The following is a 26,476-nucleotide window of genomic DNA, read 5'->3' on the forward strand; positions in this document are numbered from 1 at the left end:
TGTTATAAATCGAAAGGCTTTTCTAGCTCCTACAATCCGTTTTGAAGGTTCTATCGGGTCGAATGGCGCAAAATGTAGTATAATGGTACAAAATTAAATAGAAAGAGAGAGGATTATGGACCAATACGATGGAAGAGAAGATGAAGATCTAGTTGCAGAAGGCCGTCAGATGCGCCGCAGTCGGCGCAAGCCTACCGACCACGAAGCGAAGTCCAAGAAGAAATCCCGCATTCCTGAGCCTATTCGCAAGTTTTGGAGAAGATATCAGTTGACCAAGATTGCCTTGATTTTGATGGGGTTACTGGTTTTGACCGTAGGAGGGTATCTCTTTTTTCTTGCTAAGACCGCCAATGTTGGGGATTTACAGGCTGCCTTAAAAGCAACCACAGTTATCTATGACAAGGACGGCAATGAAGCAGGAGCCCTTTCTGGTCAAAAGGGAACCTATGTCGAGCTAGATGCGATTAGTCCCAACTTACAGCAGGCCGTTATAGCTACGGAAGACCGCACTTTTTATAAAAATTCTGGGATCAACTACAAGCGAACCATTCTGGCTATCCTAACCTTGGGACGCTCTGGTGGTGGCTCGACCATTACCCAGCAGTTGGCTAAAAATGCCTTTCTGACCCAAGACCAGACCATCAGCCGAAAGGCCAGAGAATATTTCCTAGCCCTTGAAATCAATAAAAAATACAGCAAGGAAGAGATTCTGACCATGTATCTCAACAATGCTTATTTTGGAAATGGTGTTTGGGGCGTTGAAGATGCGAGTCAGAAATATTTTGGGATCTCAGCGAGCCAACTGACGGTTGAGCAGGCAGCGGTGATTGCAGGGATGCTCAAAGGTCCTGAGATTTACAATCCTTATTATTCCCTTGAATATGCGACCAATCGAAGAAATACGGTGCTACAGGCCATGGTAGATGCAGGCTACCTAGATCAGGCGACCGCAGATGCCGATGCTCAGATTGACTTGGCGAGTCAATTACAGGATACCTATGGAGGGAAGCAGAGCAACTATAGCTATCCGTCTTATTTTGACGCTGTCATGGCAGAAGCCATTGACCGATATGGTCTGAAAGAAAGTGATATCATCAACAACGGCTATCGTATTTACACGGAGTTGGATCAAAATTCTCAGGCCAGCATGCAGCTGATTTATGACAACGAATCGCTTTTTCCGACCTCGAACTATGACGGCTCCTATGCCCAATCTGCAAGTGTTGCGATGGATCCAAAAACAGGTGGTATTCGTGCGCTTGTAGGGCGGGTCAATAGCTCAGAGAATCCGACCTTCCGCAGCTTTAACTTTGCTACTCAATCTCAGCGTAGCCCAGGTTCTGCCATTAAACCTTTAGTGGCCTATACGCCCGCCATTGCAGCAGGCTGGTCGATGAACAAGGAGCTAGACAATCATACTGAGACCTACGGGACCTATACGCTGCATAATTTTGACTATTCAACGTCCGACACGGTTCCGATGTATCAAGCCTTAGCAGTGTCTTACAATCTACCTGCGGTCGCAACGGTTAACACTTTGGGGATGAATAAGGCCTTTGAATACGGCAAGAAATTCGGCCTCAATATGGACAAGGTGGAGCCAGTATTAGGAGTGGCAATCGGAAGCGGTGTATCCACCAATCCCCTTGAAATGGCTCAGGCCTACTCTGCTTTTGCCAATGCTGGGGTAATGAAAGACAGTCATTTGATTACGCGGATTGAGACCGCAGGTGGAAAAGTGCTGGTCCAGCACAAGGAAGAAACAAGTCGTGTCATGGACAAGGCTGTGGCAGATAAGATGACCTCGATGATGCTTGGCACCTTTACCAATGGTACAGGAGCTAATGCGGCTGTTTATGGCTATGCACTGGCTGGGAAAACAGGGACAACAGAGACCAACTTTAATTCTAATTTGACCAATGATCAATGGATTATTGGCTATACACCAGACTTGGTCATCAGCCAATGGGTCGGATTTGAAAAGACAGATGAGCAACATTACATCGATGGTACGAATTCCTGGATGGCACCTAGTGTCTTTCAAACGGTTGTTGCATCCATCTTACCAAATACAGCTGGAACAGACTTTACAGTGGAAAATGCCTATGTTCAAAATGGAATTGAGTCACCAGCTCAACCTGCACCAACACCAAGTGCAGGCAATTACCAAGACCAAATCAAGGATATCAAGGACCGGGCTCAGAGTTTGATTGACCAAACCAAGCAAGAGATTATTGATGCCAAACTTCCACAACGGGCTAAAAGCCTTTGGGATAAATTCAAGAGTTGGTTTGAGTAGTTGCCAAATTCTAGAAAACATGATAAAATAGCAAAGATGGAGGGCTTTATGGCACTGAAAAAAGCAAGCCTAGCGTGTGCAGTTTGTGGATCGCGAAACTATTCGATTAAACTTTCAAGCAATCCTAAGCCGACACGATTAGAAGTAAATAAATATTGTAAACACTGTGGACAGTACACCGTCCACAAAGAAACTAGATAGGAGTTTGTTGTGAAATTTTTAAGCGATACGATACAGATTTTAAAAGGAACAGCCTGGCCAACCAAAAAGCAAAGCTGGAGAGATTTTGTGTCTGTTATTCAATACACAATCTTTTTCGTAGCAATTATTTATCTTTTTGACTTGATCTTGTCTAAAGGCATTATCAGCCTTATCAATCTTTTCTAGCAAATACTTGCAAGACGAAAATCGCCATGCTATAATGAAGAAAAGGGAAAAGCCTCCGGGCTTTTTTATTATGAAAGGAAGAAAGCTATGTTAGATAGTTTTGATAAAGGCTGGTTTGTCCTTCAAACTTATTCTGGATATGAGAACAAGGTCAAGGAAAACCTGTTGCAACGCGCCCATACCTACAATATGTTGGAAAATATCCTCCGCGTAGAAATCCCTACTCAGACCGTCCAAGTAGAGAAAAATGGTGAGTTCAAAGAAGTAGAAGAAAACCGCTTCCCGGGTTATGTCCTGGTCGAAATGGTCATGACGGACGAAGCTTGGTTTGTTGTGCGGAATACCCCGAACGTGACAGGATTTGTCGGCTCGCACGGGAACCGTTCAAAACCAACACCGCTCTTGGAAGAAGAAATTCGTCAAATCTTGGTATCTATGGGCCAAACTGTTCAAGAATTTGACATGGATGTCAAGGTCGGAGACACCGTGCGCATCATCGATGGTGCCTTTACTGACTACACAGGTAAGATTACCGAAATTGATAACAACAAGGTGAAAATGGTCATCTCCATGTTTGGAAATGACACTATTGCCGAAGTAAACTTGAGCCAGATTGCAGAATTGTAGTCGGATCAAAAGGGAGAATTTGTTCTCTCTTTTTTATCGTTAAAAATGTATGAAGGAAATTTTATGCCACTCTATTTCTTAACTGTAATGTTTGTACTGGCTTTTGTCATTAGCTTTTGGCGAGAACCGAGAAATCTTCTCAATGCCTTTTTATTCCTGTTTGCTTTGGGTTTTCTGTATCTTTCAGCCCTAGAGCTGGCCTTTGCCCATTCAGACGCGATCTATCTCTTGTTGCTCATGGTCTTTCTGTCAGTGCCCTTTGTGATTATCCTAGTTGGTGTCTTTCTTTTCCTCAACGGCTTTATCATCTTGAAAAAGGAGGGGAAGTCCCTTGGGAATAGTCTGTCGCTCCTTTTGGGCTTCAGCCTCCTGAGTTACATAGGATTGGCATTTTTAGGAATCCAGTATGCTCCCTTCCTTGCGCGACATGCTCCTTTTATCTATTACTGCTTCATCTACATGAATTTTCTTTTCATCCTCTTTGCGGGAATCTTTGTCGCCTTTTTCCTCTATTCCATCTTGTACCACATATTGCCTAAGAAACGGAATTATGACTATATTATTATTCATGGTGCAGGCTTGTTAAATGGAGAGACTGTGACGCCGCTTCTTGCTAAACGGATTGATAAGGCGATTGAAGCCTTTCATAAGGCTAAAAATCCGTCTGTAAAATTGATTCCAAGTGGCGGTCAAGGACTAGATGAGAAGGTCTCAGAAGCCGCAGCCATTGCTAGATATCTCCGTGAGAAGGGGATTCCAGATGAGGTCATGATTCTGGAAGATACATCACGAACCACCTATGAAAATCTCCTTTTTTCCAAACAATTGACAGATAAAGGGGACAATCCTTATTACCTTTTTGTGACCAATGACTACCACGTCTTGCGGACGAGTTTCTATGCAAAAAAACTAAAGATGAGAGGGGCAGGCTTGGGCTGTCAGACGGCTTCCTACTACCTACCGAGCGCCTTTATCCGTGAGTACGTTGCGATTCTCCAAAAACTGAAACGCCCCCTGCTCATCCTGTCTGCTTTATTTTTGGTGTTTATGTTGCTGAGTATCTTATGATAAATATGAAATATCGGTCTACAGACTGATTTCATTTGAGCTAAAAGAGGCTATACTATAGTCAATCCTAAATATTTTTCATAATCTCCTTAAAAACACTAGCAAATCCGCTAGTGTTTTTGTTATACTAAGACCATGAACGATATGAAACAAATCCAAGAAATGGATGAAATCTTGAATCAGGCAGAAACGATTGTCAAGGTCTTAGAAGTCGCACTGGGTGACTTTGAACACTTTCTCCCCTCCCTGATGACCTTGTTTGCCTATTATGAGAGTAGCGACTGGCTGCGCCATTACGAGATGGATGAGGCGGGGAAAATTCCGCAGAGTTTCTCGCGAGGTGTCCTGTCCCAAGATGCTGTCTACAATCTAATCGTACGCTACCGTGACTTGACGCAAACCATGAAAGAGCTAGGAGAGGTGGGGGTAGAGAAGTAGGGGGAGTATTGCTACTCGCTCTTGAGTAGACTAGCTCCTCGAACATCTAGATTCTAAAAAATGGTTTCTCCCGCCTACCACCAGCAATCGCGTTGGTGCTTTTTATTTTGTTAATGTATTATTATGTGATAAAATGTATTTTTATAAAAAGCGAGGAGGTAGTTTATGAATCGATTAAAAATCCGTTTCAGGCGTCAGATGTTTTGGATTGGTCTCATGTCCCTATTACTCATGCTAGTTGACAATATCTTGGTTGGTTATTTCAATATTGAGATTAGTCGTGCTTTGAATCAAATAGAGCAAACGGCCTGTATCATTTTTAGTACCCTTGTCTTTTTAGGTGTGCTAAACAAAGAAGCCGACATAGAACCCCCGACAAAAGGGTGAATGGCAACCGTATCTCCCTCTAGGAGAACGTTAGAATAATACAGCTACATCCGCTTAGGAAACTGGGCGGGCTTTTTGTATGTTCTGAAAAAATAAGAGGAAAGTAGGTCTTTTAGTTTGCCCACCAACTGTATCCGAACAAAAAGATGAAAAGCCCGTAAAATCGGACTTTTCATTCGGTTATATCCTGATAAATCAGGTACTGAAAGGCGGTAGACGGATTTGAACCGACGATCAAGCTTTTGCAGAGCCGTGCCTTACCACTTGGCTATACCGCCATAACAATTAACATTCTACCGAAAAAAATGCGATTGGTCAAGCGGGAAATTCACCCAGAATGATTTTTTAACAACATATCTCTTGCTAAATCCTTGGGATTTTGGTAAGATAATAGAGTTGCAAGAGGCAACAAATACTCATCTCAAATCCATTGTGGGCCTGTTGCCGTAAGGTTGGACTGCAAGTTGACGTTTGAGAGAGGAGAAAAAACAAAAAGGAGACATTACTCATGGCAGTAATTTCAATGAAACAACTTCTTGAGGCTGGTGTTCACTTTGGTCACCAAACTCGTCGCTGGAACCCTAAGATGGCAAAATACATCTTTACAGAACGCAATGGTATCCACGTCATCGACCTTCAACAAACTGTAAAATTAGCGGACCAAGCCTACGACTTTATCCGTGAAGCAGCTGCAAACGATGCAGTTATCTTGTTCGTTGGTACGAAAAAACAAGCTGCAGAAGCAGTGAAAGACGAAGCAATCCGCGCAGGTCAATACTTCATTAACCACCGTTGGTTGGGTGGAACTCTTACAAACTGGGGAACGATTCAAAAACGTATCGCGCGTTTGAAAGAAATCAACCGCATGGAAGAAGAGGGAACATTTGATGTTCTTCCTAAGAAAGAGGTCGCATTGTTGAACAAACAACGTGCTCGTCTTGAAAAATTCTTGGGCGGTATCGCAGACATGCCACGTATTCCAGATGTGATGTTTGTTGTTGACCCACATAAAGAGCAAATCGCTGTTAAAGAAGCGAAAAAATTGGGTATTCCAGTTGTTGCGATGGTCGATACAAACACAGATCCAGATGATATTGATGTGATTATCCCAGCAAACGATGATGCCATCCGTGCTGTTAAATTGATCACTGCGAAAATGGCGGATGCGATTATCGAAGGCCGTCAAGGTGAAGATAGCGTTGAATCAGTAGAAGCAGAATTGGCAGCTACTGAAACAGAAGCAGCATCTATTGAAGAAATCGTTGAAGTTGTAGAAGGTGACAACAACTAATTATTTGGAAACAACCTAAGGGGCAGGGCTCAGCCCTCCCCTTTTTATTCAATATTGAAATAGGAGACATACATACTATGGCAGAAATTACCGCTAAACTTGTAAAAGAATTGCGCGAAAAATCTGGTGCTGGTGTCATGGACGCTAAGAAAGCCCTTGTTGAAGTAGATGGTGACATCGAAAAAGCGATTGAATTGCTTCGTGAAAAAGGAATGGCAAAAGCAGCTAAGAAAGCGGATCGTGTTGCAGCAGAAGGTTTGACTGGTGTTTATGTGGACGGAAACGTAGCAGCAGTTGTTGAGGTTAACGCTGAAACAGACTTCGTTGCAAAAAATGCTCAATTCGTTGAATTGGTAAATGAAACAGCAAAAGTAATCGCAGAAGGCAAACCAGCTAACAATGATGAAGCACTAGCTCTTACAATGCCTTCAGGTGAAACGCTTGAAGCAGCTTACGTAAATGCAACTGCAACTATCGGAGAAAAAATCTCATTCCGTCGCTTTGCCTTGATTGAAAAAACAGATGCCCAAGCATTTGGTGCTTACCAACACAATGGTGGCCGTATCGGAGTTATCTCTGTTATCGAAGGTGGTGATGAAGCCCTTGCAAAACAAGTGTCTATGCACATCGCTGCAATGAAACCAACTGTTCTTTCTTACAAAGAATTGGACGAGCAATTCGTGAAAGATGAATTGGCACAATTAAACCACAAGATTGAGCAAGACAACGAAAGCCGTGCAATGGTTGGCAAACCAGCCCTACCATTCTTGAAATATGGATCAAAAGCACAATTGTCTGACGATGTGATTGCCCAAGCAGAGGCAGACATCAAGGCAGAATTGGCAGCAGAAGGCAAACCAGAAAAAATCTGGGATAAGATTCTTCCAGGTAAAATGGACCGCTTCATGCTTGACAACACCAAAGTTGACCAAGCCTACACACTTCTTGCACAAGTATACATTATGGATGATAGCAAGACCGTTGAAGCCTACCTTGACTCAGTAAATGCTAGCGTTGTAGCCTTTGCTCGTTTTGAAGTAGGTGAAGGAATTGAAAAGGCAGCAAATGACTTTGAATCAGAAGTTGCTGCAACAATGGCAGCAGCTCTTGGCAAATAAGACTGAAATAAATAGAGAGGAACCCCCGTTCTTCTCTTTTTCTGTGCTTTCATACAAGATTTGTAATGTTCTGTCGCTTTGATGAACGCCAGTTCTATCTGCAGATCCTTTCCTTGTCCTATTCCTTTCTCAATCGACTATTATAAAGCCACACCTGTTTCCGCAGGAGAGCTGCAGCTAGGTGTGGCTATAGGGATCTATTTCTGCTTGTTCAATGAAATTCAACATTAGGCTAGGAAACCAACGTTCACTGAGGTGAGTTGACAGGTATCCGTTTGCTTGTTGATGTGGACTAGGCTGTTAGGAATTGACGGATTTCGTCTTCTGTCATGGAGCTGTCGCAACGAACCTGAACGCCCGTTGGTCCTGTGTATAAGAGGGCTGGAACAGTAGCTGCCTGATAGTGCTGGCGAAGTGCCTGTAGTCTAGGGTCTGGATTGGTACTATCTATAACATACACCGTTAATCCAGCTGATTTTGCTACGCTGTGGAGTTTGGGTACAAAACGTTGGCAATAGGGACAGGTTGCACGCCCTAGAAAGAGAATCGTCCCTTCTTGCAAAAGCAGGTGTTCCGCTTCTTCTACTGAAACGGGGGTAAAATCTTGTACGAGTTCTTGAAATGAATTGGTAAACATCGTAACTCCTTTCTTTTCTTTATTATAGAAAAAACAAGTGAGAAAGGCAAGGAATGCTGTTTGGAATTTGAGGGCTTTCCTTCTTCCGAACACGAGCAGGGAGGTCCAAACGGACACTTTGTCAGCTCGCTTGTGGAAGGTTAGTAGCTCCGTTCTCTCCCTGTTCTGCTTTAATGATGAGGGGATGAAACCCTTGATTTAAAGCCTTTTTAAGTCTTTTACTTTATTTTATTGAACAAAAATGGTACGATAGTCAAAGATAGTCAGAGAAAGAGGTGGATTCTATGGTGATGAAAAATACATCTGATTATATTGAAGAACATATCAAGGCGATTTTAGATCAGGTGAGTGTGGCAGAGTTGCGTCGGAGTGAGTTGGCGAGCCGATTTGAGGTGGTGCCAAGTCAGATTAACTACGTGATTAAGACACGATTTACAGCTAGTCGTGGCTATATTGTAGAAAGTAAGCGTGGAGGCGGAGGCTATATCCGGATTGGTCGGATTACCTTTTCGGATAAGCATGAATTGGTTCACGATTTGTTACACAATATGGGAACAGAATTGTCCAGCACAGTCTTTGCGGATATTTTGCAGCTCTTATTTGATGAGCAGTTGATGACAGAGAGAGAAGGCAATTTATTTTTAGCAACTGGTACCGATGAGGTCTTAGGACAAGACGCAAGTGTGATTCGAGCACGGATGATGCGACAGATTTTACGACGATTGGATAGGAAAGAGGATTAGAATGGAATTTTCAAAGGGATTGCAACGTACCTATGAGGATGCGCAGTTAATCGGGCAACGGTATATGTGTGACTACTTGGAAACCTGGCATCTGTTGCTGGCTTTTGTGATCAACCTAGACACGATTGCGGGAGCCGCTTTGGCGGATTATCCCGCAGATGTTGCGGACTATGAGCATGCGACTTATCTGGTAACCGAGCGTGTTTATCGGGAGGAATTGGAAGGATTTACATTGTTGCAAAGCTCAAAGCGCCTCAATGAGGTGACGCGTTTTGCTCAGAAGATTGCAGAAGTCGTCAAGGCAAGGCAAGTTGGGACAGAGCATCTATTCATGGCCATGCTCTTGGATAAGCGATCCATTGCATCACAAATCTTGGACAAGGCTGGCTTTCATTTTGAGGATTCAGATACCAAGATTCGTTTCATCGATTTGCGTAAGAATTTGGAAGCAAAGGCTGGATTTACGAAGGAAGATTTGAAGTCGATTCGTAGTATCATGAAAGGTGGCAAGACGAATCGTCCAACCATGGCCAATATGATGGGCATGCCTCCAGCACCACAGACAGGTGGTTTGGAAGATTACACACGGGATTTGACAGCCCTAGCGCGTGCGGGACAGATTGAGCTTGTTATTGGGCGTGAGGCTGAAATTTCTCGAATGATTCAGGTTCTTTCTCGTAAGACCAAGAACAATCCTGTCTTGGTCGGAGATGCAGGGGTTGGTAAAACAGCGCTTGCTCTAGGCTTGGCTCAACGGGTGGCGGATGGTGAAGTCCCAGCTAGTCTAGCTAAGATGCGGGTCTTGGAACTGGATTTGATGAATGTCATCGCAGGAACGCGTTTCCGTGGCGACTTTGAAGAGCGGATGAACAATATCATCAGTGATATTGAAGAGGACGGGCAGGTGATTCTCTTCATCGATGAATTGCATACGATTATGGGTTCAGGGAGCGGGATTGATTCTACCTTGGATGCTGCTAATATCCTGAAGCCAGCCCTTGCGCGAGGAACTCTTCGCACAGTGGGGGCAACGACACAAGACGAGTATCAAAAGCATATTGAAAAAGATGCAGCCCTTTCTCGTCGTTTTGCCAAGGTGACGGTTGAAGAGCCTAGTGTGGCAGATAGTATCGCCATTCTGCAGGGCTTGAAGAAGGCTTACGAACGCCATCATAAGATTCAGATTACAGATGAAGCAGTTAGCACAGCGGTAACGGTTGCCAAGCGCTATTTGACCAGTAAAAATTTACCAGACTCAGCGATTGACTTGCTAGATGAGGCGAGTGCGACAGTGCAAAATCAGCAAAAATCAAGTGGTCAGCAGTCTGAATTATCTGTAGCAGATCAGGCACTCATGGCTGGAAAACACAAAACAGTCAGCCAATTATTGATCAAAGAATTGGAAGTAGAAAACCAAGAAATCCTAGGTGATGCTCAAGTGACAGAAGAGGATGTCTTGCTTACGCTTAGCCGTTTATCAGGGATTCCAGTTGCCAAGTTGAGTAAGATGGATGTCAAGAAATACTTGAACTTAGAAACGGAACTGCACAAGCGCGTGATTGGGCAGGATGCAGCCATTTCTGCAGTTAGTCGTGCCATTCGTCGTAATCAATCAGGGATTCGGACAGGCAAACGTCCGATTGGCTCGTTCATGTTTTTAGGTCCTACAGGTGTCGGAAAGACCGAATTGGCAAAGGCCCTGGCGGAAGTCTTGTTTGACGATGAATCAGCTCTTATTCGCTTTGATATGAGTGAGTATATGGAAAAATTTGCGGCCAGTCGTTTGAATGGTGCTCCTCCGGGCTATGTAGGGTATGAAGAAGGGGGAGAGCTGACTGAGAAAGTCCGTAATAAGCCGTATGCAGTCCTGCTCTTTGATGAAGTGGAAAAGGCACATCCGGATACCTTTAATCTTCTGTTGCAGGTCTTAGATGACGGTGTCTTGACCGATAGCAAGGGGCGGAAAGTTGACTTTTCAAATACCCTGATCATCATGACCTCAAACCTTGGGGCGACAGCCTTACGAGATGATAAGACAGTTGGTTTTGGAGCCGTTGATGTCTCACATAGCCACGAACACGTAGAAAAACGGATTTTTGAAGAGCTGAAAAAGGCCTATCGTCCAGAGTTTATCAACCGTATCGATGAAAAAATTGTTTTCCATAGCCTAACGGATCAGGACATGCAAGAGGTGGTGAAGGTGATGATTCGTCCGCTTCAGGCAATCATGCAGGAAAAGGGGATTCAGTTTAAGATTCAACCGTCAGCCTTGAAAGTATTGGCACAGGAGGGCTATGATCGGGAAATGGGCGCGCGACCGCTCCGTCGCTTGATTCAAACCAAGGTTGAAGATTTACTGGCCGAGAAACTTCTTCGTGGAGAATTGCAGGCAGGGGACACGTTGAAAATCGGTGTCAAAGCGGGTGAATTAACTTTTGCTATTCATCGCTAGGATAGTCCAGTCTCTGAGTGGCAGTCTGTCGCTGTGGGGCGGAGTTGGGAGTAAGCCCGTGTATATATAAAAGTCGTATCAACATCTAGGTTTGATACGACTTTTTATAGTGTCTGAGATAGGTTATACTCAAAGAACATCAGCAATAGACGAGGGAACGCAATCAAAGATAGAACTGAATTTCATCAAGAATTGTACTCAGACTAAAATCTTAGTGAAAAAGAGACGCAGATGTCCTAGCTTTAGCAGGTTACAGCTGAGGCTCCCTTTAGGGATAAACTTCCTTGTGTGTACTACACACTGCGTCAGTTTCCTATTTTCATACAGATTTCTTTACGTCTTCGTTACTTATACTAAGGTGACAAAGTAACCTTTTGATTTTCAAAGAGTATCAGGTCATCGAGCGTCCAGGCCAAACAGCCCGAAAATGAAGTAGGAGAGCGCCAGCGTGACAACGATAGGTTGTAAGCAGAGTAGACCAAATAGGAATAACTTGATTCGCCTAAAAAGGAGAGAGGCTAGGATAGACAGATAGCCGCTGGCTGGCAGAAAATAGCGAAAGATAACGTCGATGACTGACATCGAATGGTTCCCGAAAGGGAAAGGAATATCCGCTGGAAACCAAGCAATCATAGACCAGATAAAGAGGATGATCAGGATAAAATAGATATCGAAATGACTATTTTTTATAGTGTGGTAGTCATGCATGGTTGCCCCTCCTTTTAAGTGAGTTCTTTGTCGATGCCCCTATCAGAGACAATGGCAGGAATGAGAAAACGCTTTCTATATACTTCTATTGTAAAAGGATTGATAAGAAAAGTCAACGATATGCACGATGTAAAAAAGCAGCAAGGGCTGGTTCTTTATTTTGTTTATGGGTTTGGGAAGGCTCTGCCTTATCGCTTAGTGGAAACCTTGTATGCTGGAGGAGAGTATAGACAGATAGGGATTATGAGACATTCCCTATAAAAGAAGAAGCTGGAATTGTCCAGCTTCCGATACTCTTTAAGTTACTTCTTATTTTTGATATGCTTCACGTGCTTGTTGAAAGAGGGTCTCCACTTCTTGCACTGATTCGGCGCGGGCGACTGCGCCACGAATTTTTGCCGCTCCAGCTGTTCCGCGTAGATAGTGGGGAGCCAGTCCGCGAAATTCACGTACGGCAATGGTTTCGCCCTTGAGCTGAACCAAACGAGTGAGGTGTTCAAAGGCGATATTGAGCTTGTCGTCAAAACTTAAGTCAGGAAGTACCTCACCGGTTTCAAGATAGTGATTGATCTGTTCAAAAATGTAGGGATTTCCCATAGCAGTCCGTCCAACCATGACGGCATCTGCGCCGACTTCTTCGATACGTTGGCGAGCATCTTGGACGGAACGAATGTCTCCGTTGGCGATAAATGGAATCTTGGTCAGGGCTTTTGCGACCTTACTGAGGGTGTCAAGGTCAACGGTTCCCGTATACATTTGCTCCCGCGTGCGACCGTGCATGGCAAGGGCTGCTACCCCAGCACTCTCTGCAGCAAGGGCATTTTCAACCGCTAGACTGGGGTCTGCCCAACCGGTCCGCATTTTGACGGTCAGAGGCAGGTCAATGCTAGAGCTGACCTGCTTGATAATCTGATAAATCTTATCGGGGTCTTTGAGCCATTTGGCACCTGCTTCATTTTTAATCACCTTGTTGACAGGGCACCCCATGTTGATGTCGACTATATTGGCCTTGGTATTTTTCTGGATAAATTCTGCGGCGCGTGATAGTCCGTCTGCATCTCCGCCGAAGAGTTGAATGGACATGGGGGCTTCGTTTTCCTCAATGTGCAACATGTGCAAGGTTTTTTCGTTGTTATACAGGAGTCCTTTTTCGGAGATCATTTCCATGACCACAAGCCCTGCTCCCATTTCCTTAGCGATTGTACGAAAGGCAGAGTTGGTGACACCAGCCATAGGGGCTAGGACTGTTCGATTGGGGATTTCGACATTTCCGATCATAAATGGAGTGTTGAGATTAGCCATTGATGAGTTCCTCCAAGTCGTTTTCGTCAAATTGGTAGTGGGTTTGGCAGAATTGACAGGTAATTGCCACTCCCTGATCTTCTTCTTTCATTTCCTCTAGGTCTGTTTTGGGCAGGCTCGCAAGAGCAGTTAAGAAGCGTTCTTTTGAGCAATCACAGGTGAAGCTGACGGTATCTTCAGACAAGCGTTTGAAAGGCTGGTCACCATAAATGGCCTCAAGAACTGCCTCGATATGGTTATCCGACTCAAGCAGGTTAGAAATGGCAGGCATGGTTTGAATCCGTTTTTCAAACTGTGCAATTTCCGCCTCTGTCGCACCAGGTAAGACCTGCACGAGAAAACCTCCTGCAATCTTGACCTTGTCTTCGTCATCAAGCAAGACATTTAGCCCAACTGCTGATGGTGTTTGTTGGCTTTCTGTTAAGAAGTAGGCAAAATCTTCACCAATTTCCCCTGAAATCAAGGGGGTCATGGAGTTGTAGGGATGTCCCATGCCATAGTCCGTAATCACTAAAAACTGCCCCTGACCGACCAGAGGACCTACGATAACTTCACCCGTTGCTGTTTTTTTCAAGTCAATGTCTGGGTTTTGAATATAGCCCTTGACGTGACCGTGGGTGTCTGCCACGCTAATAATGGCACCAAGCGAGCTGTTGCCAAGAATCTTAAGGGTGATTTTGGTGTTGCCCTTTTCATTTGCGGCAAGCATCTGGTTGGCAATCAAGGTACGACCCAGAGCAACCGTTGAGGAAGCCATAGTATCGTGCATCTCCTGAGCGGTCCGAACCGTTTCTGTACTATCCAACACAAAGGCACGAAAGTGCCCATTTTCTGAAATTGTTTTAATCATTTTGTCCATAAGAATTATTATAGCACAACAGCGTTAAAATACCAGCAGGTTGGGTTTGGAAGCTCATCTAAAAACGGTTTGGGGTATCAAAAAACAGGGAGTGGGACAAAAATCGTGATTTCGTAGAAATCGATTATCCTCACTCCTTTATTTCTAGGTTCGGGCTAAAATAATCCACTGGATTATTTTACTCCCACCCTCGCAAGTTGACTAGCTTCCACAATCGAGAATTGTGGAAGGTTGGAAATAAGGCTAGCGAAGAATCGTTCGCTAGCCTCTTCTAATAGAATGTTGATTTATCAACGTTTTACAAACCAGACAACTACTGCGCCAAACTGTTAAAACTATGAAACGTAACGAGGCAAGTGACTTTTGCCCAGCCTCTGTTAAATAAAGGCTTATTGAATTGGTTTGATGATGACTTGATCAAGGAGTTGTGAGACAACCTCGCTTTTGGCAATCCCCACACCTTGCTCCATAGCGTTAGCTGTGCCGCTAGCTATAGCGTAGCGAATCACCATTTCATCGCTCATTCCATGTTCAAAAGCATAGATTGCTCCTGCAACAGTAGAATCGCCTGAACCAGTCGGATTGACGAGCTCGATACTAGGCGCAGTGACGTCGTATAATTTGCCGTTGAATTGGGCGATTGCTCCTTGTTCGCCGCAGGACACCAAGGTGTATGGAACAGGGATAGGATTGGTTATTAAGTAGTCGAGCACTTGTTGTTTATCATGTACGACTTGACCGATCAGCTCGGAAAATTCATCTATATTTGGTTTGATGAAATCAGGTTTGTAGAACGAGTCATTTACGATGAGGTGGAGCGACTCTTTGGAGAAATCTGCAAAGATTTTCGTGGTTGTCGGAAGTTTTTGTCTTAAAAGAGCAATTAAATCGTTATAGAAGTAAGGATCATCTGAATGAATAGAGCCATTGAGTGAGATAACTCGTGGTTTTTCTTTTGTTGCGAGTTTTATAATGGTATCAAATATTTCCATTCTGAGCTCAGGGCTTGATACTTTTGGTCCTGCCTCTACAATTTCGGTATGAACACCATCGTTATGCATGATGGTAATCGAATGCCGTGTCTCATCGTCTATAGATAAAAAGACGGGATGAAAGGTTTCTGTTTTGAGTAGCTCTTTAAAGAAGACACCTGTCTTGCCGCCTACGAGTGCTAGTGAGGTCGCTTGGATTCCTAAATAGGAGAGCGCGCGTGAACAGTTAATGCCTTTTCCGGCAGCCATAATAGTTGAATGTTGAAAACGATTATGAGCGGCAAGAGAAAAGTTTTTTTCAAAATAAAGTAGATCAACAGATGGATTTAATGTAACAATTAGTACCATATATGATTCCTTTCTCGATAAAGACTAGTTGATAATTTCGGTATACACTCCGTAGTAGTCTTTGATCTCGTCTGAAATATCTTTATCGGTGATAATCGCTGTCAGACGGTCTAATTTTCCAAAGATATATGAATCACTATTCCCAAATTTTGAATGATCTGCTAATAGGTAGGTCTCCTTGGATTGATTGAGAACCACCGATTGCAAGCGTCCTGCAGTTGGAGAGAAAGTGGTCATGTTTTCATCAGTAATTCCATTTGTTGCAAGGAAAGCGTAGTCGATTGAGAAATCAGTAATCAGTCGCTCGGCATGCTGTCCATGGAATTCTCCTGTTTTTGCATAAAATTCTCCACCAGTTAGTAGAACGTTTTCAAAGTGGTTTTCAATTAACCAATTAAATGTAATCAAACTATTAGTGATGATGTGCTTGTGATCATTACGGAGATGTTTTGCCAGAGCAAGAACAGTTGTTCCAGCTCCTAAGTAGAGAACGCTTTTAGGGAGTATCATATTGGCCGCAAGGACGGCGATATACTCTTTTTCTTTTGTAAAGAGCGTCATCTTTTCATAAGTTGGTTTGATGCGAATGGCTTTTCGTACACCACCATGTTCTTTGATAATCTTTTGTTCTTTTACGAGCTCATTGATATCACGACGGATGGTCATGACGGAAACCCCTAATGATTGAGCGAGTGCTGTGTAAGAAATAATCTCAAATTTATCTGCTAGTGCGAGGATTTCCTTCTGCCGATTGGCTTTCATATAGTTTCTATTCCTTTCTTATATTCAGACACTTTAAGACTATCATATCATAAAAAAACTAGATACAAAAACAAATGGTATGGTAGATGTTTTCTCTAAAAAAAAAAACAAAAGTTTAACAAAGAAATCAAAAAACATCATTGAAAGCGTTGACAACATCTAAAAAATAACTTATAATCAAATTATAACAAAAGTTTAACAAAATGTTAACAAAAAGAGGTGAAAAATGTATAAGGATATGTTGCAAGCTGATTTGGTAAAGTTGGATTGTAATGTTTCTAACCATGTTGATCTGTTTCAATTAATTGGAAAGGAGTTAAAAGAAAAAGGCTATGTAACAGATCAGTATGTGGAGGCGTTATTGGAGAGAGAACAGCAATTTCCAACAGGCCTAAAGACAAAATTTGTCAATATTGCAATTCCTCATACCGATCCGCAGGTGATTGAAAAACCGTTTATTTTTATTGTAAAAAATAGCACCCCCCTCGATATGCTCCAAATGGGAGATAATTCCGAGATGACGTGTTGCTATTTCATGTTCCTAGGGATCAAAGATCCTACAGGACAGGTAGGTCTACTTGCAAAGCTGATGGAAGTTTTTTCACAGGAAGCATTTGTACAGGAATTTGTTCAAACAACAACAGATTTGGACATGTATCAGTTAGTAAATCATTATTTATAAAGGAGTCCATTGTTATGGCTAAAAAACTTATTGTCGCATGTGGTAGCGGAGTGGCAACTAGTACTACCATTGCAGAGAAAATTAAATCACGCTTTGAAGATGATAACATTAGCTATCCTGTTGAAGCGGTTGATTACAAATCAATTTTAAACGAGCTACCTCAAGCAAGTATCTATGTCTACATTGCAAAACCAGAAACAGAAGTTCTGGAAGAAGCAGAGCGTCTAGGTGTAGCGGTATTTCCGGGTGTACCATTTTTAACTGGTATGGGTGTAGATGGTGTTTATGAAGAAATTGTAGCCGCAACAAAAAAATGATGCGTGGCGAGGAGTGAAAAATTATGAGTATCTTTAAAGATGTCATTCAATGGATTTTGAATTTAGGATCAGCTATCTTTGTTCCCTTGATTATTCTAGTTTTAGGATTATTGGTTGGAATGAAAGTTAAAAAAGCATTTATTTCAGCTATTACGCTAGGGGTTGCGTTCACAGGAATGGGCATGATTATTGGATTCATGTCTGGAGCGGTATCGCCTGCCTCTGAAGCACTCGCTTTGAATACAGGTATTTCTCTGCCAGCCTTGGACTTGGGTTGGACAGGTGCCGCTAGTATTGTATGGTCTTGGACCTTTGCCTTCACCTTCTTTGCTGTTCAAATTGCGATTAATATTTTAATGCTCAGCTTTAACTGGACCAAAACATTGAATGTGGATATGTGGAACGTTTGGGGCAAGGCTCTTACTGGCTACCTCGTATATTATGTGAGTGGAAAATTATGGGCTGGTTTCCTCGTAGCAGCTCTCCAAGTTGTCCTTGAGTTGAAACTTGGTGATATGTTCCAAAAACATATTGAAGATTTGACAGGTATTCCAATGGTGACTGTTACACACTGTATGAATTTATCGGCTGTATTCATGTTGCCAGTGAATAAATTGATGGATAAAATTCCATTCTTGAATAAAAAAGCAGATACGGACTCTCTCCGTAAGAAGATTGGTATCTTCTCAGAAAACTCTGTGATGGGCTTCATTATCGGGGTGTGTCTTGGTTTTGCAGGAGCGTATACTGTCTCTAATTCCTTGAATCTAGGGATTCAGGTTGCAACAGCGATGGCCCTCTTCCCAATGGTCAGCAAGTTGTTTATGCAATCTCTCTCACCACTTGCGGATGCCATGTCTGAATTTATGAAAAAACGCTTTAATGACCGTGAAGTGTATATCGGAATGGACTGGCCGCTACTCGCGGGTCGTTCAGAAGTTTGGGTAACTCTTATCTTGATGGTACCATTCTTCATTGGTTATTCGTTGATTTTACCGGGGAATACGGTATTACCAATTGCAGGTGTATTAAACTATTCTATCGCAGTCGGCGGACTTTTGCTGACCGGTGGTAATTTGGCACGGATGATGATTTTAGGTGTTATCTACCTACCACTCTATCTTTACAGTGCAACATACTTTGCACCGATTTTAACAGGTCTCGCAAACCAGACTGGCGCTGTTGATGTAGAAAAAGGGAAATTGATTACTTGGTCTACGATTGAAGCACCAGAACTGCGGATATTATTTGCCGAAACCTTTAATGCCAATGTGCTTGCGATTGGAGGGGCGGTGTTATTCCTTGTCTTGTTCGTATGGTTGTATAAAACAATGATGCAACAAGAAGTACCGTCAAAACGTTATGAAAACTAAAAAAGCCTTTTGGCTAATGCTATTGTTGGTTGCTGTCATCTTGTTCTTGCTTGGTCTCAATACGGGCTACTATCTCTATAATCTCGTGGCGATTGTGCTAAGTTTTATCGTCTATCGCAAAGGATACGATGAATTATTTAAAGAATATGATGACAGTCAAAAAGAAAAACGTGAAACAGCAGAAAAAATTTATGCTGCCTTACGCCAAGGAAAAAAGAAAGGGGAAGAGTAGATGACGAGTGGAAAAATTCTATTTTCAGAAGAAAGAAAGGCTCTCGCAGATGCGGTATATTTAACATATCACCGTAAGAATACAAATACAGCTGGAGGGAATTTCTCCTTCAAAACAGTTGATAAAAATGGTAAGGAATACATTATCATGACACCGTCAATGATGTCAGAGGCTTACCATGGAAAGATTAGTCCATCACAAGTCTTAGTTGTGGATTATGATACAGAGGAAGTCGTTGCTGGTGAAGGGAAAGTAACGCGTGAGATTAACATGCACTTTGCTTGCTATCGTACAAATCCTGACATCAAATGTGTTTTCCATGCGCATGCACCAAATGCGATGTTCTGGGCAACGAGCCATCTGGACATGCCAAATGTGACAGAGTCAACGCAGAAAGTAGAATATATCAAGGTCTTGGATTTTGCTCCAAATACGACACCTGAATTAGCAGAAATTGTCCGCCAAGAGTTGTTGCAGTCAGATGGCAAACTGCCGAAAGAATACCTGCTCGATAGCCATGGGGTATTGATTTTAACGCCAGGTGCTGATGGAGAAGAGGCTTTAAACAAAGCTCTTCAAATTCTTGATACAGTCGAGTGGAATGCAGAAATAGCATATAAACAGACCATTTTCCAAAAATTAGGTATTTTGGATGGCTACTATTCAAAAGGCCGTAAAATCGGAACCATTGATGATTTAATTCATCACAGACCGATTTGGAATCAGATTGAACAAGATGAAGGATATGAATAAGTAGACATGAGAGGGAGAGGCTGGGAGAAAGACCAGTCTCCTTTTGGTTGTAAATAAGCATAGAGGAGACAGTTGATATGAAACAGTTTGAGCATTCTCAGGTAGTCCAAGAACTTTGTATGATAACGTATGATATGTGGCGCAATGGTTGGGATGAATATAATGGTGGAAACGTCAGTTATTTGCTCTCAGAAGATGAGGTAGGTGAACTGCAAGAGGCAGCACCTCGGGTCAAGGTAGAAGTCGAAGCGATTCCAGAGAGCCTTGTTGGACGGTGTTTGTTGATTACAGCGTCGGGAAGCCATTTTAGGACCTTAAAGGATCATGTAAAAAGAGATACAGGAGTTGTACGGATTGTAACAAATGGGTATGAAGTTCTTTGGGGATTTGAGGAAAATCGCAAACCTACGAGTGAATTTTATATGCACATCTTGGCGCATGCAAAACGCTTGTCAATCAACCCCCACCATCGAGTGGTGGTGCATAATCACGCGACGAATATCGTGCTGTATTCCCTCTTAAATGAGGTGACGAGTCAATCGTTGACGCTTGATTTGTGGTCGGTGTTAACAGAGTCAATCGTTGTTTTTCCAGATGGGATTGCGGTGTTACCATGGGAAGTGCCTGGTACGCACCAGATTGGATTGGATACGGCGGAGGAATTGGCGGAGCACCGCATTGTCGTATGGGCCAAACATGGCGTCTTATCGACAGGGGTTGATTATCAAGATTGCTTTGGCTTGATTGAAACAGCCGATAAGGCAGCAAAACTGGCCCTAGATTTGCAACGGATTAGTGGAAAACCAATCGCAGAAAACAACGTCCTATCAAAGGATAACCTCAGAGCAGTCTGTCAGGCTCTGAAAGTGAAAGGAAAATATTTAGAGGAGTAAAAAGGGAGTGGGACAGAAATCGATAACTCGTAAGAGTTTGATTTCGTTGTCCCACCCCGACAACTACTGCGTCAACCTGTTAAATCTATAAAACGTAACGAGGTAAGGAACATATATATGTTCCTTACCTCGTTTTTGTTCGTCAATCCGCTATCTCAGGAAATAGCTTAGCGATAATTTTAGGAGTGAGTGCCTGTCCGGGACCTTCATAGCAGTAGGTGTGCATGTACATGGACGGATTGAAGTTGAGCTCGATGCAGGTGCAATTCGGAGTTTCCTTGCTAGACGGTAAGGTCGGATCTGGAATAATCAGGTCAACCCCGCAGACCCAAGCTCCAATAGACGTCGCCATATCGGCTGCCAGTTGTTTGTAACTCTCTTCCATCTGAGCTGTCACATCAATTGAGTCACCACCCGTTGAGATATTAGAGTTACCGCGCAATTCTGCTTTTTGTCCTACTTCTAAAATGGTTTCGGGACGGTAGCCCTGCTGGTCTAACATCAGTAGTTCGATATCGCCTAGATGAATGATTTCAAGTGGAGAACGGTGGTCGCGTCCACGCAGTGGATCTTGGTTTTTCAGATCCACCAATTCTGCAATCGTATGAATTCCATCTCCCACCACGTTTGCAGCGACACGTAGCAGCACAGCCTCGCATCTTCCATCTAGGACAAAGAAGCGGTATTCAGTGCCTGCTATAAATTCTTCAACTAAGATTTGTGTGTCTTCTAAAAAGGCGATGTCTAGAGCTTTTTCGTAATCTGTCAGACTGGCACCATCTTGGAAAATGGAAATACCAAGCCCAAAGTTGGTTGATTTTGGTTTAACCACAATGGCACGCTTTTCAATCTGTCCATAGTAGCGTAGGGCTGCGGACTTGCTTGAAAATTCAGCACCTGCTGGTACAGGAAATCCTGCTCTTGCAAGGATTTTTTTCGTGACCGTCTTATTGGCCATGGCAAGGGGAACCACGTAGTTGTCTTTGGAGGTCATGTTGCCATTTTTTACATATTCGACATGGTCCTTGTGCCAGAGTTTGAGAAATTGGTCTTCTTCGTCGAGAATCTCAAGATGAACTCCTTTTTGAATGGCATCGAACATGAGCATCTGGGTCGAGAGTTCCATCTCTTCGTAGCCCTTGAGGGCATAGGGGGCTCTCCAAGCATGGCTATGAAAATTTTGTCCCTGCATGCGGCCAAATTCCTGAAGCGATTGATCTTTGATCTGGCGGACTAATTGTCCTGATAGGGTCAACTCAGGCTGGACAAGCTGTTGTTTAACCGTATCGACCAAATCTTGGTAATACTCTTCCAGTTGGAAATGGGAGGCGACAGCTTCCATAGCGTCAAGAATGGTCTGCGCATCCGCTTCTGCGGGTAGTGGGGTGAGTGGATGGGTTAGGGCAATTTGGTTGTTGAGCTCTGCGGCCGTTTTGAGCGTTTCGTCTACCTGCTCAGGGCTATCGATCCAAAGTAGAGCAAGGGCAAAGAGATGCACGGTATCCAAGGTTTCTTGACTGATAGCAAGAGTATCAAAAGGATTTAGATCAAAACAGCGAAATTCTAAGTAGCGGATTCCCTCGGTCAGATAATCCCGATTGTGCTTGTGGCCACGCAAGCGAACAGCTGAGTAAAATTCTTTCTCGGCAGAGAGGTCGCCCGTTGCAACATGATGCTCGATATCACGAACATAGCTTGCCAAGTCCGAAAAAGACACGTGGATAGTAGAAGCATTGACATAGCCATAGGAACTATTGCGAAGAGAGCGGACAGGATGTTTCAAGTCCTCTTTTAAAAATCCTGTTTCAGCAACAGGGCTTGCGCCGTATAGGTAGGTCAAAAACCAGCGATAGCGTAAGAATTGTTGAGCTAGCTTGAGGTAGAGGTCGTTGGTAAAGGCAAGCAGAGAGCTGTAGTTACTCGTCTCAAATAACTGCTGGATCAAATCAGTTCCTAGCTCCATATTATAATGAATACCAGACATAGACTGGAGGAGTTTGCCGTAGCGTTGTCCTAGACCTTGTCGATATTGGTACTCAAAAGCATCGTCTAACTGGGCGATGCGGATATCCTCTTCACTCGCTTTCGGGGGCATTGAAAGTGGCCAAAGGTACTCGTCTGTCTCCATGGAGCGGTAGGCGACGTCGGTAATAGCTCCCAGTACCCGTCTGGCTTCCTTTGTAGAGTTGCTCACAGGGGTAATCAACTCCAATTGGGACTCGCTATAGTCGGTCTGAATGTAGGGATGAAAATTGCGAGAGCCTAGCTTTTTGGGGTGCGGGGTTTGTGCGATGTGATGGGCTGCATTCATGCGTAGTGATTCGCGTTCTAATCCAAAACGGGCTTGCAGAATGGGGAGATTTTGTGGTGCTTGCTGGAGTAAATAATTCATCGTCATAGATTGTTTCCTCGTCATTTCTACTAGTAATATTGTAGCGATTTTAGCGAGGAAAAACAAATTTCTGCTACGTTTTACGTGCTTTCCTGGGTCTGAAATATCAGATAGTAGAAACTTTTTCTTGAAACATGGTATAATATAAGTTGCAGAATACTCTATAAATTTCAAAATCTGACTAGCTTTCACAATTGAGAATTGTGAAAGGCTGGAGATAAGGCTAGTCTTGCTAGCCTCCTCAAAACCGCAGGTCGTTGAAATAGTTGAGAACTATTTCAAGTTGGAAATAAGAAAAGTACCTACTTTTCTCAACCGTTCAGCAAGGTGAACGAAGGATGTCAGATGTTGATTTTTGACGAGTATAAGGAGAGATCATGATTGCAAGAGGAAATTCGACAGGTAAGATTATTTTGATGGGAGAGCATGCGGTGGTCTATGGTCAGCCAGCCATTGCCATGCCTTTTTCTGCTGTTCAGATTATGGCGGAAGTTCAAGAAGAAGGGCAGGCTCTGTCTGTTAGTTGTGATTTTTATCAAGGGTTGGTTCATGAGATGCCCAAAATCTGGGAAAGTTTGAAACATGCCATTCGTTTTTCCCTTTACCGAATTGGGGCGCCGACAGATCCAGCAATTCATATTGAAATTCACTCCACCATTCCAGCCGAACGAGGGATGGGCTCTAGTGCGGCCGTAGCCGCAGCCGTAGCGCGGGCCTTGTTTGCTTTTTATCAAAAAAACTTATCCGATGAGGAATTGTGGGAAATTGTCCAGTCGTCTGAAAAAATCGCTCATGGCAATCCGTCAGGAATTGATGCAACGACGGTGACGGGAACAGCACCAGTCTTTTTTATCAAGGGTCAGCCGATTGAGCCCGTGGCACTTTCTCTTGATGCCTATCTTGTCGTAGCAGATACGGGAAAGACGGGCAATACCTTGGAAGCCATCACCGATGTGGCATTGCTTTACAAGCGCCGTAGTGAAGTGGAAAATTGGATAAAAGTTTTGGGAGACTTGACCTATCAAGCGCGGGATTATTTGGCGCATAACCAAGCAGAATTGCTAGGACGGGTGATGAATCAAGCACACACTTATCTGAAAGATTTGACGGTGTCAGATGAGAGCTTGGATAGGCTGGTTGTCATTGCCCGTCAAACGGGGGCCTTGGGGGCAAAATTAACTGGCGGTGGCAGGGGTGGCTGTATGATTGCCCTTGCTAAAACCAAGGAAGGAGCCGAGATAATTGGGCAGGCCTTAGCTGGAGCAGGTGCTAGCCAAACGTGGATACAGTATTTAGGAGAACGACATGAGTAAGAAAATGGGAATCGCGCGTGCCCATACCAATATTGCCCTGATTAAATATTGGGGAAAGCGGGACAAGGACTTATTTTTGCCGATGAATTCGAGCCTATCGTTGACCTTGGACGCCTTTTATACAGACACCAAGGTTGTGTTTGATGACTCCTTGACGTCAGACGCGTTTTATTTGAACCATCAAAAACAATCCGAAAAAGAAAATCAAAAAATTTCGCAATTTTTGAATTTATTTCGCGAATATACAGGTGAGAGAACATACGCTCGTGTCGACAGTCTCAATTTTGTGCCGACAGCGGCAGGGCTAGCGAGCTCAGCTTCTGCCTTTGCAGCTCTGGCTTTAGCGACCGCAACTGCTTTGGGACTAGACATGTCCCGCGAGGAATTGTCAACCTTTGCTAGACGTGGTTCAGGCTCTAGTACCCGCAGTTTATTCGGTGGTTTTGTCGAATGGGACATGGGGATGAGTGCAGCAGATTCGATGGCGCATCCGATTGACGATGCCAGTTGGGATATTGGGATGATTATTCTTGCGGTGGACACGGGCAAGAAAAAGATTGCCAGTCGTGTAGGTATGGAGCATACGGTTCAGACCTCGCCTTTTTATCCGATGTGGGTGGAGACGGCTGCTCAGGATTTGAAAGAGATGAAGGCTGCGATTGCACAGCGAGATTTTGAGCGAGTGGGGCAACTGACCGAGCATAATGGTATGAAAATGCATGCGACAACCCTGTCTGCCAATCCTCCTTTTACCTACTGGACGGCCGATACCTTACGAGCGCAGGACGCAGTTCGTCAGGTGCGGGAAGATTTGGGCTTGCCAGCTTATATGACCATGGATGCTGGGCCGAATGTCAAGGTGCTTTGCCGAGCGAGTGACATGGGGCGGCTGGTCAATGGCTTGACTGAGTATTTGCCGACAGAGCAAGTCTTAACCAGTCTTCCGGGATGTGGCGCCTATACCTTATCAGACGCGGACTGGCAGGAGTCGCAAGGTGCTTTTCCAAGAGGTGGAGACCATGATTGAAGCGAGCGCACCTGGGAAATTGTATCTAGCAGGGGAATACGCGGTCGTTGAAGCAGGGTATCCGGCTGTTATTGCAGCGGTTGACCAGCACTTATTTGTCCGCTTGAAGCAGGCTGAGACAGGAAAGATTCATTCCACTCAACATCCTGACTTATTTGTTACTTGGAGCCGTCATGACCATCACATTTGCCCAGATGCGCCCCACCCCTACCAGTTGATTACCAGCAGTATGCGGGTGGTGGAGGACTATGTCCGTACTTTGGGAGTTGACACAGAAACCTTATACCAGATTGAAATCCGTTCGGACTTAGATGATGAGCAGTCAGGTACTAAGTATGGGCTTGGTTCTTCAGGGGCAGTAACAGTTGGCGTGGTCAAGGCCGTGTTGGCTTATTATGAACAAGCTGTGGTACCGCTATTGGTGTATAAGCTCTCAGCCCTTGCCCAGTTACGAATCGGGATGACAGGCTCCTTTGGGGACCTTGCTGCCTCCAGTTTTGGTGGAATTGTCGCCTATCATTCGGTTGATAGGACTTGGCTTAAAGACATGATGGAGCACTTGACGATTCTTGAGTTGGTAACGCAAGACTGGCAGGGTTTGTCTGTTGAGTCACTTGATTTACCAGATGGCTTAGACCTACTGGTTGGTTGGACAGGCTCTGCGGCTTCGACAGAGCAATTGGTAGCAGATATGCAAAGCCAACTAGGGGAGGACGAAAAAGAAGCTGTCCACCGTCAATTTTTAGCAAGTAATCGGACTTGTGTAGAAAGGCTGATTCGAGCTTGTCACGAAAATGATAGGAAAATTGTCAGAGAAACCATAGTGACCAATCGGAAGCAGTTACAGGAATTTTCGGCAGGTATGGGGATTGTGATTGAAACACCTCAACTTGCCCGATTATGCCAGCTGGCTCTAGCACAAGGAGCCGTTGCCAAATCTTCAGGAGCAGGCGGCGGGGACTGTGGCATTTGCTTGGTAGATTCCCCTAAACAGAAAGAGAAGATTACAGAGGCCTGGGAAGAAGTAGGAATTATTCCCTTACCTTTGTCAATCGCTTATAGAGAGTAAGGAGAAA

At 43.9% G+C, this 26,476-nt stretch carries 27 protein-coding genes and 1 tRNA gene; 20 read left to right on the forward strand and 8 right to left on the reverse strand.

Going from position 1 to position 26,476, the window contains the following annotated elements; translation table 11 throughout:
• Positions 1 to 115: 115 nt before the first annotated feature.
• The 7 genes from pbp2a (at position 116) to E4T82_RS05700 (ending at position 5,206) form a co-directional block, all read left to right on the forward strand.
• Positions 116 to 2,299, forward strand: coding sequence for a penicillin-binding protein PBP2A (pbp2a, locus tag E4T82_RS05670; RefSeq protein WP_135181901.1), 2,184 nt, complete (start codon positions 116 to 118; stop codon positions 2,297 to 2,299).
• 48 nt (positions 2,300 to 2,347) lie between these two features.
• Positions 2,348 to 2,500, forward strand: coding sequence for a 50S ribosomal protein L33 (gene rpmG, locus E4T82_RS05675; protein WP_075104965.1), 153 nt, complete (start codon positions 2,348 to 2,350; stop codon positions 2,498 to 2,500).
• Between the two features lie 9 nt (positions 2,501 to 2,509).
• On the forward strand, positions 2,510 to 2,686 hold the full coding sequence (secE, locus tag E4T82_RS05680) for a preprotein translocase subunit SecE (RefSeq protein ID WP_135181902.1): 177 nt from the start codon (positions 2,510 to 2,512) through the stop codon (positions 2,684 to 2,686).
• Positions 2,687 to 2,773: 87 nt separating this feature from the next.
• Positions 2,774 to 3,313 (forward strand): transcription termination/antitermination protein NusG, encoded by a 540-nt coding sequence (gene nusG, locus E4T82_RS05685; protein ID WP_135181903.1) that lies wholly within the window; start codon positions 2,774 to 2,776, stop codon positions 3,311 to 3,313.
• A 63-nt stretch (positions 3,314 to 3,376) separates the two neighbouring features.
• Positions 3,377 to 4,381: a YdcF family protein gene (locus tag E4T82_RS05690; protein ID WP_135181904.1), complete on the forward strand. Its 1,005-nt coding sequence runs from the start codon at positions 3,377 to 3,379 to the stop codon at positions 4,379 to 4,381.
• Positions 4,382 to 4,525: 144 nt separating this feature from the next.
• The gene (locus E4T82_RS05695) at positions 4,526 to 4,819 is read left to right on the forward strand and encodes a DUF4298 domain-containing protein (RefSeq protein WP_167753576.1); all 294 of its coding nucleotides are present in this window, start codon (positions 4,526 to 4,528) and stop codon (positions 4,817 to 4,819) included.
• A gap of 165 nt (positions 4,820 to 4,984) precedes the next feature.
• Positions 4,985 to 5,206: a phage holin gene (locus E4T82_RS05700; RefSeq protein WP_135181906.1), complete on the forward strand. Its 222-nt coding sequence runs from the start codon at positions 4,985 to 4,987 to the stop codon at positions 5,204 to 5,206.
• Positions 5,207 to 5,413: 207 nt separating this feature from the next.
• Here the strand turns inward: E4T82_RS05700 and E4T82_RS05705 are convergent.
• Positions 5,414 to 5,484 (reverse strand) — tRNA-Cys (locus E4T82_RS05705).
• A 230-nt stretch (positions 5,485 to 5,714) separates the two neighbouring features.
• On the opposite strand from E4T82_RS05705, the gene rpsB reads away from it, so the two are divergent.
• The gene (gene rpsB, locus E4T82_RS05710) at positions 5,715 to 6,497 is read left to right on the forward strand and encodes a 30S ribosomal protein S2 (RefSeq protein ID WP_135181907.1); all 783 of its coding nucleotides are present in this window, start codon (positions 5,715 to 5,717) and stop codon (positions 6,495 to 6,497) included.
• Positions 6,498 to 6,574: 77 nt separating this feature from the next.
• A complete protein-coding gene (gene tsf, locus E4T82_RS05715; protein WP_135181908.1) occupies positions 6,575 to 7,615 on the forward strand; it encodes a translation elongation factor Ts in 1,041 nt (346 codons plus the stop codon).
• Positions 7,616 to 7,907: 292 nt separating this feature from the next.
• Here tsf and E4T82_RS05720 read toward each other — a convergent pair whose 3' ends face one another.
• Entirely contained in the window at positions 7,908 to 8,252 is a 345-nt protein-coding gene (locus E4T82_RS05720; RefSeq protein WP_135181909.1) for a glutaredoxin family protein, read from the reverse strand.
• A gap of 284 nt (positions 8,253 to 8,536) precedes the next feature.
• Between E4T82_RS05720 and E4T82_RS05725 the strand changes: the two genes are divergently transcribed.
• The gene (locus E4T82_RS05725) at positions 8,537 to 8,995 is read left to right on the forward strand and encodes a CtsR family transcriptional regulator (protein WP_135181910.1); all 459 of its coding nucleotides are present in this window, start codon (positions 8,537 to 8,539) and stop codon (positions 8,993 to 8,995) included.
• 1 nt (position 8,996) lies between these two features.
• Positions 8,997 to 11,447: an ATP-dependent Clp protease ATP-binding subunit gene (locus tag E4T82_RS05730; protein WP_135181911.1), complete on the forward strand. Its 2,451-nt coding sequence runs from the start codon at positions 8,997 to 8,999 to the stop codon at positions 11,445 to 11,447.
• Positions 11,448 to 11,843: 396 nt separating this feature from the next.
• On the opposite strand, the gene E4T82_RS05735 is transcribed toward E4T82_RS05730, so the two are convergent.
• The 5 genes from E4T82_RS05735 to E4T82_RS05755 form a co-directional block, all read right to left on the reverse strand.
• Positions 11,844 to 12,155: a hypothetical protein gene (locus tag E4T82_RS05735; RefSeq protein WP_135181912.1), complete on the reverse strand. Its 312-nt coding sequence runs from the start codon at positions 12,153 to 12,155 to the stop codon at positions 11,844 to 11,846.
• A 309-nt stretch (positions 12,156 to 12,464) separates the two neighbouring features.
• Entirely contained in the window at positions 12,465 to 13,457 is a 993-nt protein-coding gene (gene dusB / locus E4T82_RS05740; RefSeq protein WP_135181913.1) for a tRNA dihydrouridine synthase DusB, read from the reverse strand.
• Positions 13,450 to 14,316 carry an Hsp33 family molecular chaperone HslO gene (hslO, locus tag E4T82_RS05745; RefSeq protein WP_135181914.1) on the reverse strand — a complete coding sequence of 289 codons (867 nt, stop codon included), beginning with the start codon at positions 14,314 to 14,316 and terminating at the stop codon, positions 13,450 to 13,452. The genes dusB and hslO overlap by 8 nt, the downstream gene beginning before the upstream one ends.
• Positions 14,317 to 14,705: 389 nt before the next feature.
• Entirely contained in the window at positions 14,706 to 15,656 is a 951-nt protein-coding gene (locus E4T82_RS05750) for a 1-phosphofructokinase family hexose kinase (RefSeq protein WP_135181915.1), read from the reverse strand.
• A 24-nt stretch (positions 15,657 to 15,680) separates the two neighbouring features.
• On the reverse strand, positions 15,681 to 16,418 hold the full coding sequence (locus tag E4T82_RS05755; protein ID WP_135181916.1) for a DeoR/GlpR family DNA-binding transcription regulator: 738 nt from the start codon (positions 16,416 to 16,418) through the stop codon (positions 15,681 to 15,683).
• A gap of 226 nt (positions 16,419 to 16,644) precedes the next feature.
• Here E4T82_RS05755 and E4T82_RS05760 point away from each other — a divergent pair, with 226 nt between their 5' ends.
• From E4T82_RS05760 to rhaD, 6 genes are all read left to right on the forward strand, one after another.
• Complete coding sequence (locus tag E4T82_RS05760; protein WP_135181917.1) at positions 16,645 to 17,100, forward strand: PTS sugar transporter subunit IIA; 456 nt, start codon at positions 16,645 to 16,647, stop codon at positions 17,098 to 17,100.
• A gap of 14 nt (positions 17,101 to 17,114) precedes the next feature.
• Positions 17,115 to 17,417 (forward strand): PTS sugar transporter subunit IIB, encoded by a 303-nt coding sequence (locus E4T82_RS05765; protein ID WP_075104983.1) that lies wholly within the window; start codon positions 17,115 to 17,117, stop codon positions 17,415 to 17,417.
• A 23-nt stretch (positions 17,418 to 17,440) separates the two neighbouring features.
• Positions 17,441 to 18,790, forward strand: a complete 1,350-nt coding sequence (locus E4T82_RS05770) for a PTS galactitol transporter subunit IIC (protein ID WP_075104984.1) — start codon at positions 17,441 to 17,443, stop codon at positions 18,788 to 18,790.
• Positions 18,780 to 19,022 (forward strand): hypothetical protein, encoded by a 243-nt coding sequence (locus tag E4T82_RS05775; RefSeq protein WP_075104985.1) that lies wholly within the window; start codon positions 18,780 to 18,782, stop codon positions 19,020 to 19,022. The genes E4T82_RS05770 and E4T82_RS05775 overlap by 11 nt, the downstream gene beginning before the upstream one ends.
• On the forward strand, positions 19,023 to 19,775 hold the full coding sequence (locus E4T82_RS05780) for a class II aldolase/adducin family protein (protein WP_135181918.1): 753 nt from the start codon (positions 19,023 to 19,025) through the stop codon (positions 19,773 to 19,775).
• 77 nt (positions 19,776 to 19,852) lie between these two features.
• Entirely contained in the window at positions 19,853 to 20,668 is an 816-nt protein-coding gene (gene rhaD / locus E4T82_RS05785; protein ID WP_135181919.1) for a rhamnulose-1-phosphate aldolase, read from the forward strand.
• Positions 20,669 to 20,810: 142 nt separating this feature from the next.
• Here the strand turns inward: rhaD and gshAB are convergent, their stop codons facing one another.
• Positions 20,811 to 23,108 carry a bifunctional glutamate--cysteine ligase GshA/glutathione synthetase GshB gene (gene gshAB, locus E4T82_RS05790; RefSeq protein WP_416222655.1) on the reverse strand — a complete coding sequence of 766 codons (2,298 nt, stop codon included), beginning with the start codon at positions 23,106 to 23,108 and terminating at the stop codon, positions 20,811 to 20,813.
• A 329-nt stretch (positions 23,109 to 23,437) separates the two neighbouring features.
• Between gshAB and mvk the strand changes: the two genes are divergently transcribed.
• The 3 genes from mvk to E4T82_RS05805 are packed head-to-tail and all read left to right on the forward strand — an operon-like array spanning position 23,438 to position 26,469.
• Entirely contained in the window at positions 23,438 to 24,373 is a 936-nt protein-coding gene (gene mvk, locus E4T82_RS05795) for a mevalonate kinase (protein WP_135181921.1), read from the forward strand.
• Entirely contained in the window at positions 24,366 to 25,400 is a 1,035-nt protein-coding gene (gene mvaD / locus E4T82_RS05800) for a diphosphomevalonate decarboxylase (RefSeq protein ID WP_135181922.1), read from the forward strand. Before mvk ends, mvaD begins: the two co-directional genes overlap by 8 nt.
• Positions 25,393 to 26,469 carry a phosphomevalonate kinase gene (locus tag E4T82_RS05805; protein WP_135181923.1) on the forward strand — a complete coding sequence of 359 codons (1,077 nt, stop codon included), beginning with the start codon at positions 25,393 to 25,395 and terminating at the stop codon, positions 26,467 to 26,469. The genes mvaD and E4T82_RS05805 overlap by 8 nt, the downstream gene beginning before the upstream one ends.
• The last annotated feature ends 7 nt before the right edge of the window (positions 26,470 to 26,476 follow it).

The sequence above is a fragment of the Streptococcus cuniculi genome (assembly GCF_004570575.1).
GTDB lineage: Bacteria > Bacillota > Bacilli > Lactobacillales > Streptococcaceae > Streptococcus > Streptococcus cuniculi_A.

Coding starts and splice junctions, on each gene's coding strand:
- pbp2a (WP_135181901.1), top strand. CDS start 116: ATGGACCAATACGATGGAAGAGAAGATGAAGATCTAGTTGCAGAAGGC.
- rpmG (WP_075104965.1), top strand. CDS start 2,348: ATGGCACTGAAAAAAGCAAGCCTAGCGTGTGCAGTTTGTGGATCGCGA.
- nusG (WP_135181903.1), top strand. CDS start 2,774: ATGTTAGATAGTTTTGATAAAGGCTGGTTTGTCCTTCAAACTTATTCT.
- E4T82_RS05690 (WP_135181904.1), top strand. CDS start 3,377: ATGCCACTCTATTTCTTAACTGTAATGTTTGTACTGGCTTTTGTCATT.
- E4T82_RS05695 (WP_167753576.1), top strand. CDS start 4,526: ATGAAACAAATCCAAGAAATGGATGAAATCTTGAATCAGGCAGAAACG.
- E4T82_RS05700 (WP_135181906.1), top strand. CDS start 4,985: ATGAATCGATTAAAAATCCGTTTCAGGCGTCAGATGTTTTGGATTGGT.
- rpsB (WP_135181907.1), top strand. CDS start 5,715: ATGGCAGTAATTTCAATGAAACAACTTCTTGAGGCTGGTGTTCACTTT.
- tsf (WP_135181908.1), top strand. CDS start 6,575: ATGGCAGAAATTACCGCTAAACTTGTAAAAGAATTGCGCGAAAAATCT.
- E4T82_RS05720 (WP_135181909.1), bottom strand. CDS start 8,252: ATGTTTACCAATTCATTTCAAGAACTCGTACAAGATTTTACCCCCGTT.
- E4T82_RS05725 (WP_135181910.1), top strand. CDS start 8,537: ATGGTGATGAAAAATACATCTGATTATATTGAAGAACATATCAAGGCG.
- E4T82_RS05730 (WP_135181911.1), top strand. CDS start 8,997: ATGGAATTTTCAAAGGGATTGCAACGTACCTATGAGGATGCGCAGTTA.
- E4T82_RS05735 (WP_135181912.1), bottom strand. CDS start 12,155: ATGCATGACTACCACACTATAAAAAATAGTCATTTCGATATCTATTTT.
- dusB (WP_135181913.1), bottom strand. CDS start 13,457: ATGGCTAATCTCAACACTCCATTTATGATCGGAAATGTCGAAATCCCC.
- hslO (WP_135181914.1), bottom strand. CDS start 14,316: ATGGACAAAATGATTAAAACAATTTCAGAAAATGGGCACTTTCGTGCC.
- E4T82_RS05750 (WP_135181915.1), bottom strand. CDS start 15,656: ATGGTACTAATTGTTACATTAAATCCATCTGTTGATCTACTTTATTTT.
- E4T82_RS05755 (WP_135181916.1), bottom strand. CDS start 16,418: ATGAAAGCCAATCGGCAGAAGGAAATCCTCGCACTAGCAGATAAATTT.
- E4T82_RS05760 (WP_135181917.1), top strand. CDS start 16,645: ATGTATAAGGATATGTTGCAAGCTGATTTGGTAAAGTTGGATTGTAAT.
- E4T82_RS05765 (WP_075104983.1), top strand. CDS start 17,115: ATGGCTAAAAAACTTATTGTCGCATGTGGTAGCGGAGTGGCAACTAGT.
- E4T82_RS05770 (WP_075104984.1), top strand. CDS start 17,441: ATGAGTATCTTTAAAGATGTCATTCAATGGATTTTGAATTTAGGATCA.
- E4T82_RS05775 (WP_075104985.1), top strand. CDS start 18,780: ATGAAAACTAAAAAAGCCTTTTGGCTAATGCTATTGTTGGTTGCTGTC.
- E4T82_RS05780 (WP_135181918.1), top strand. CDS start 19,023: ATGACGAGTGGAAAAATTCTATTTTCAGAAGAAAGAAAGGCTCTCGCA.
- rhaD (WP_135181919.1), top strand. CDS start 19,853: ATGAAACAGTTTGAGCATTCTCAGGTAGTCCAAGAACTTTGTATGATA.
- mvk (WP_135181921.1), top strand. CDS start 23,438: ATGATTGCAAGAGGAAATTCGACAGGTAAGATTATTTTGATGGGAGAG.
- mvaD (WP_135181922.1), top strand. CDS start 24,366: ATGAGTAAGAAAATGGGAATCGCGCGTGCCCATACCAATATTGCCCTG.
- E4T82_RS05805 (WP_135181923.1), top strand. CDS start 25,393: ATGATTGAAGCGAGCGCACCTGGGAAATTGTATCTAGCAGGGGAATAC.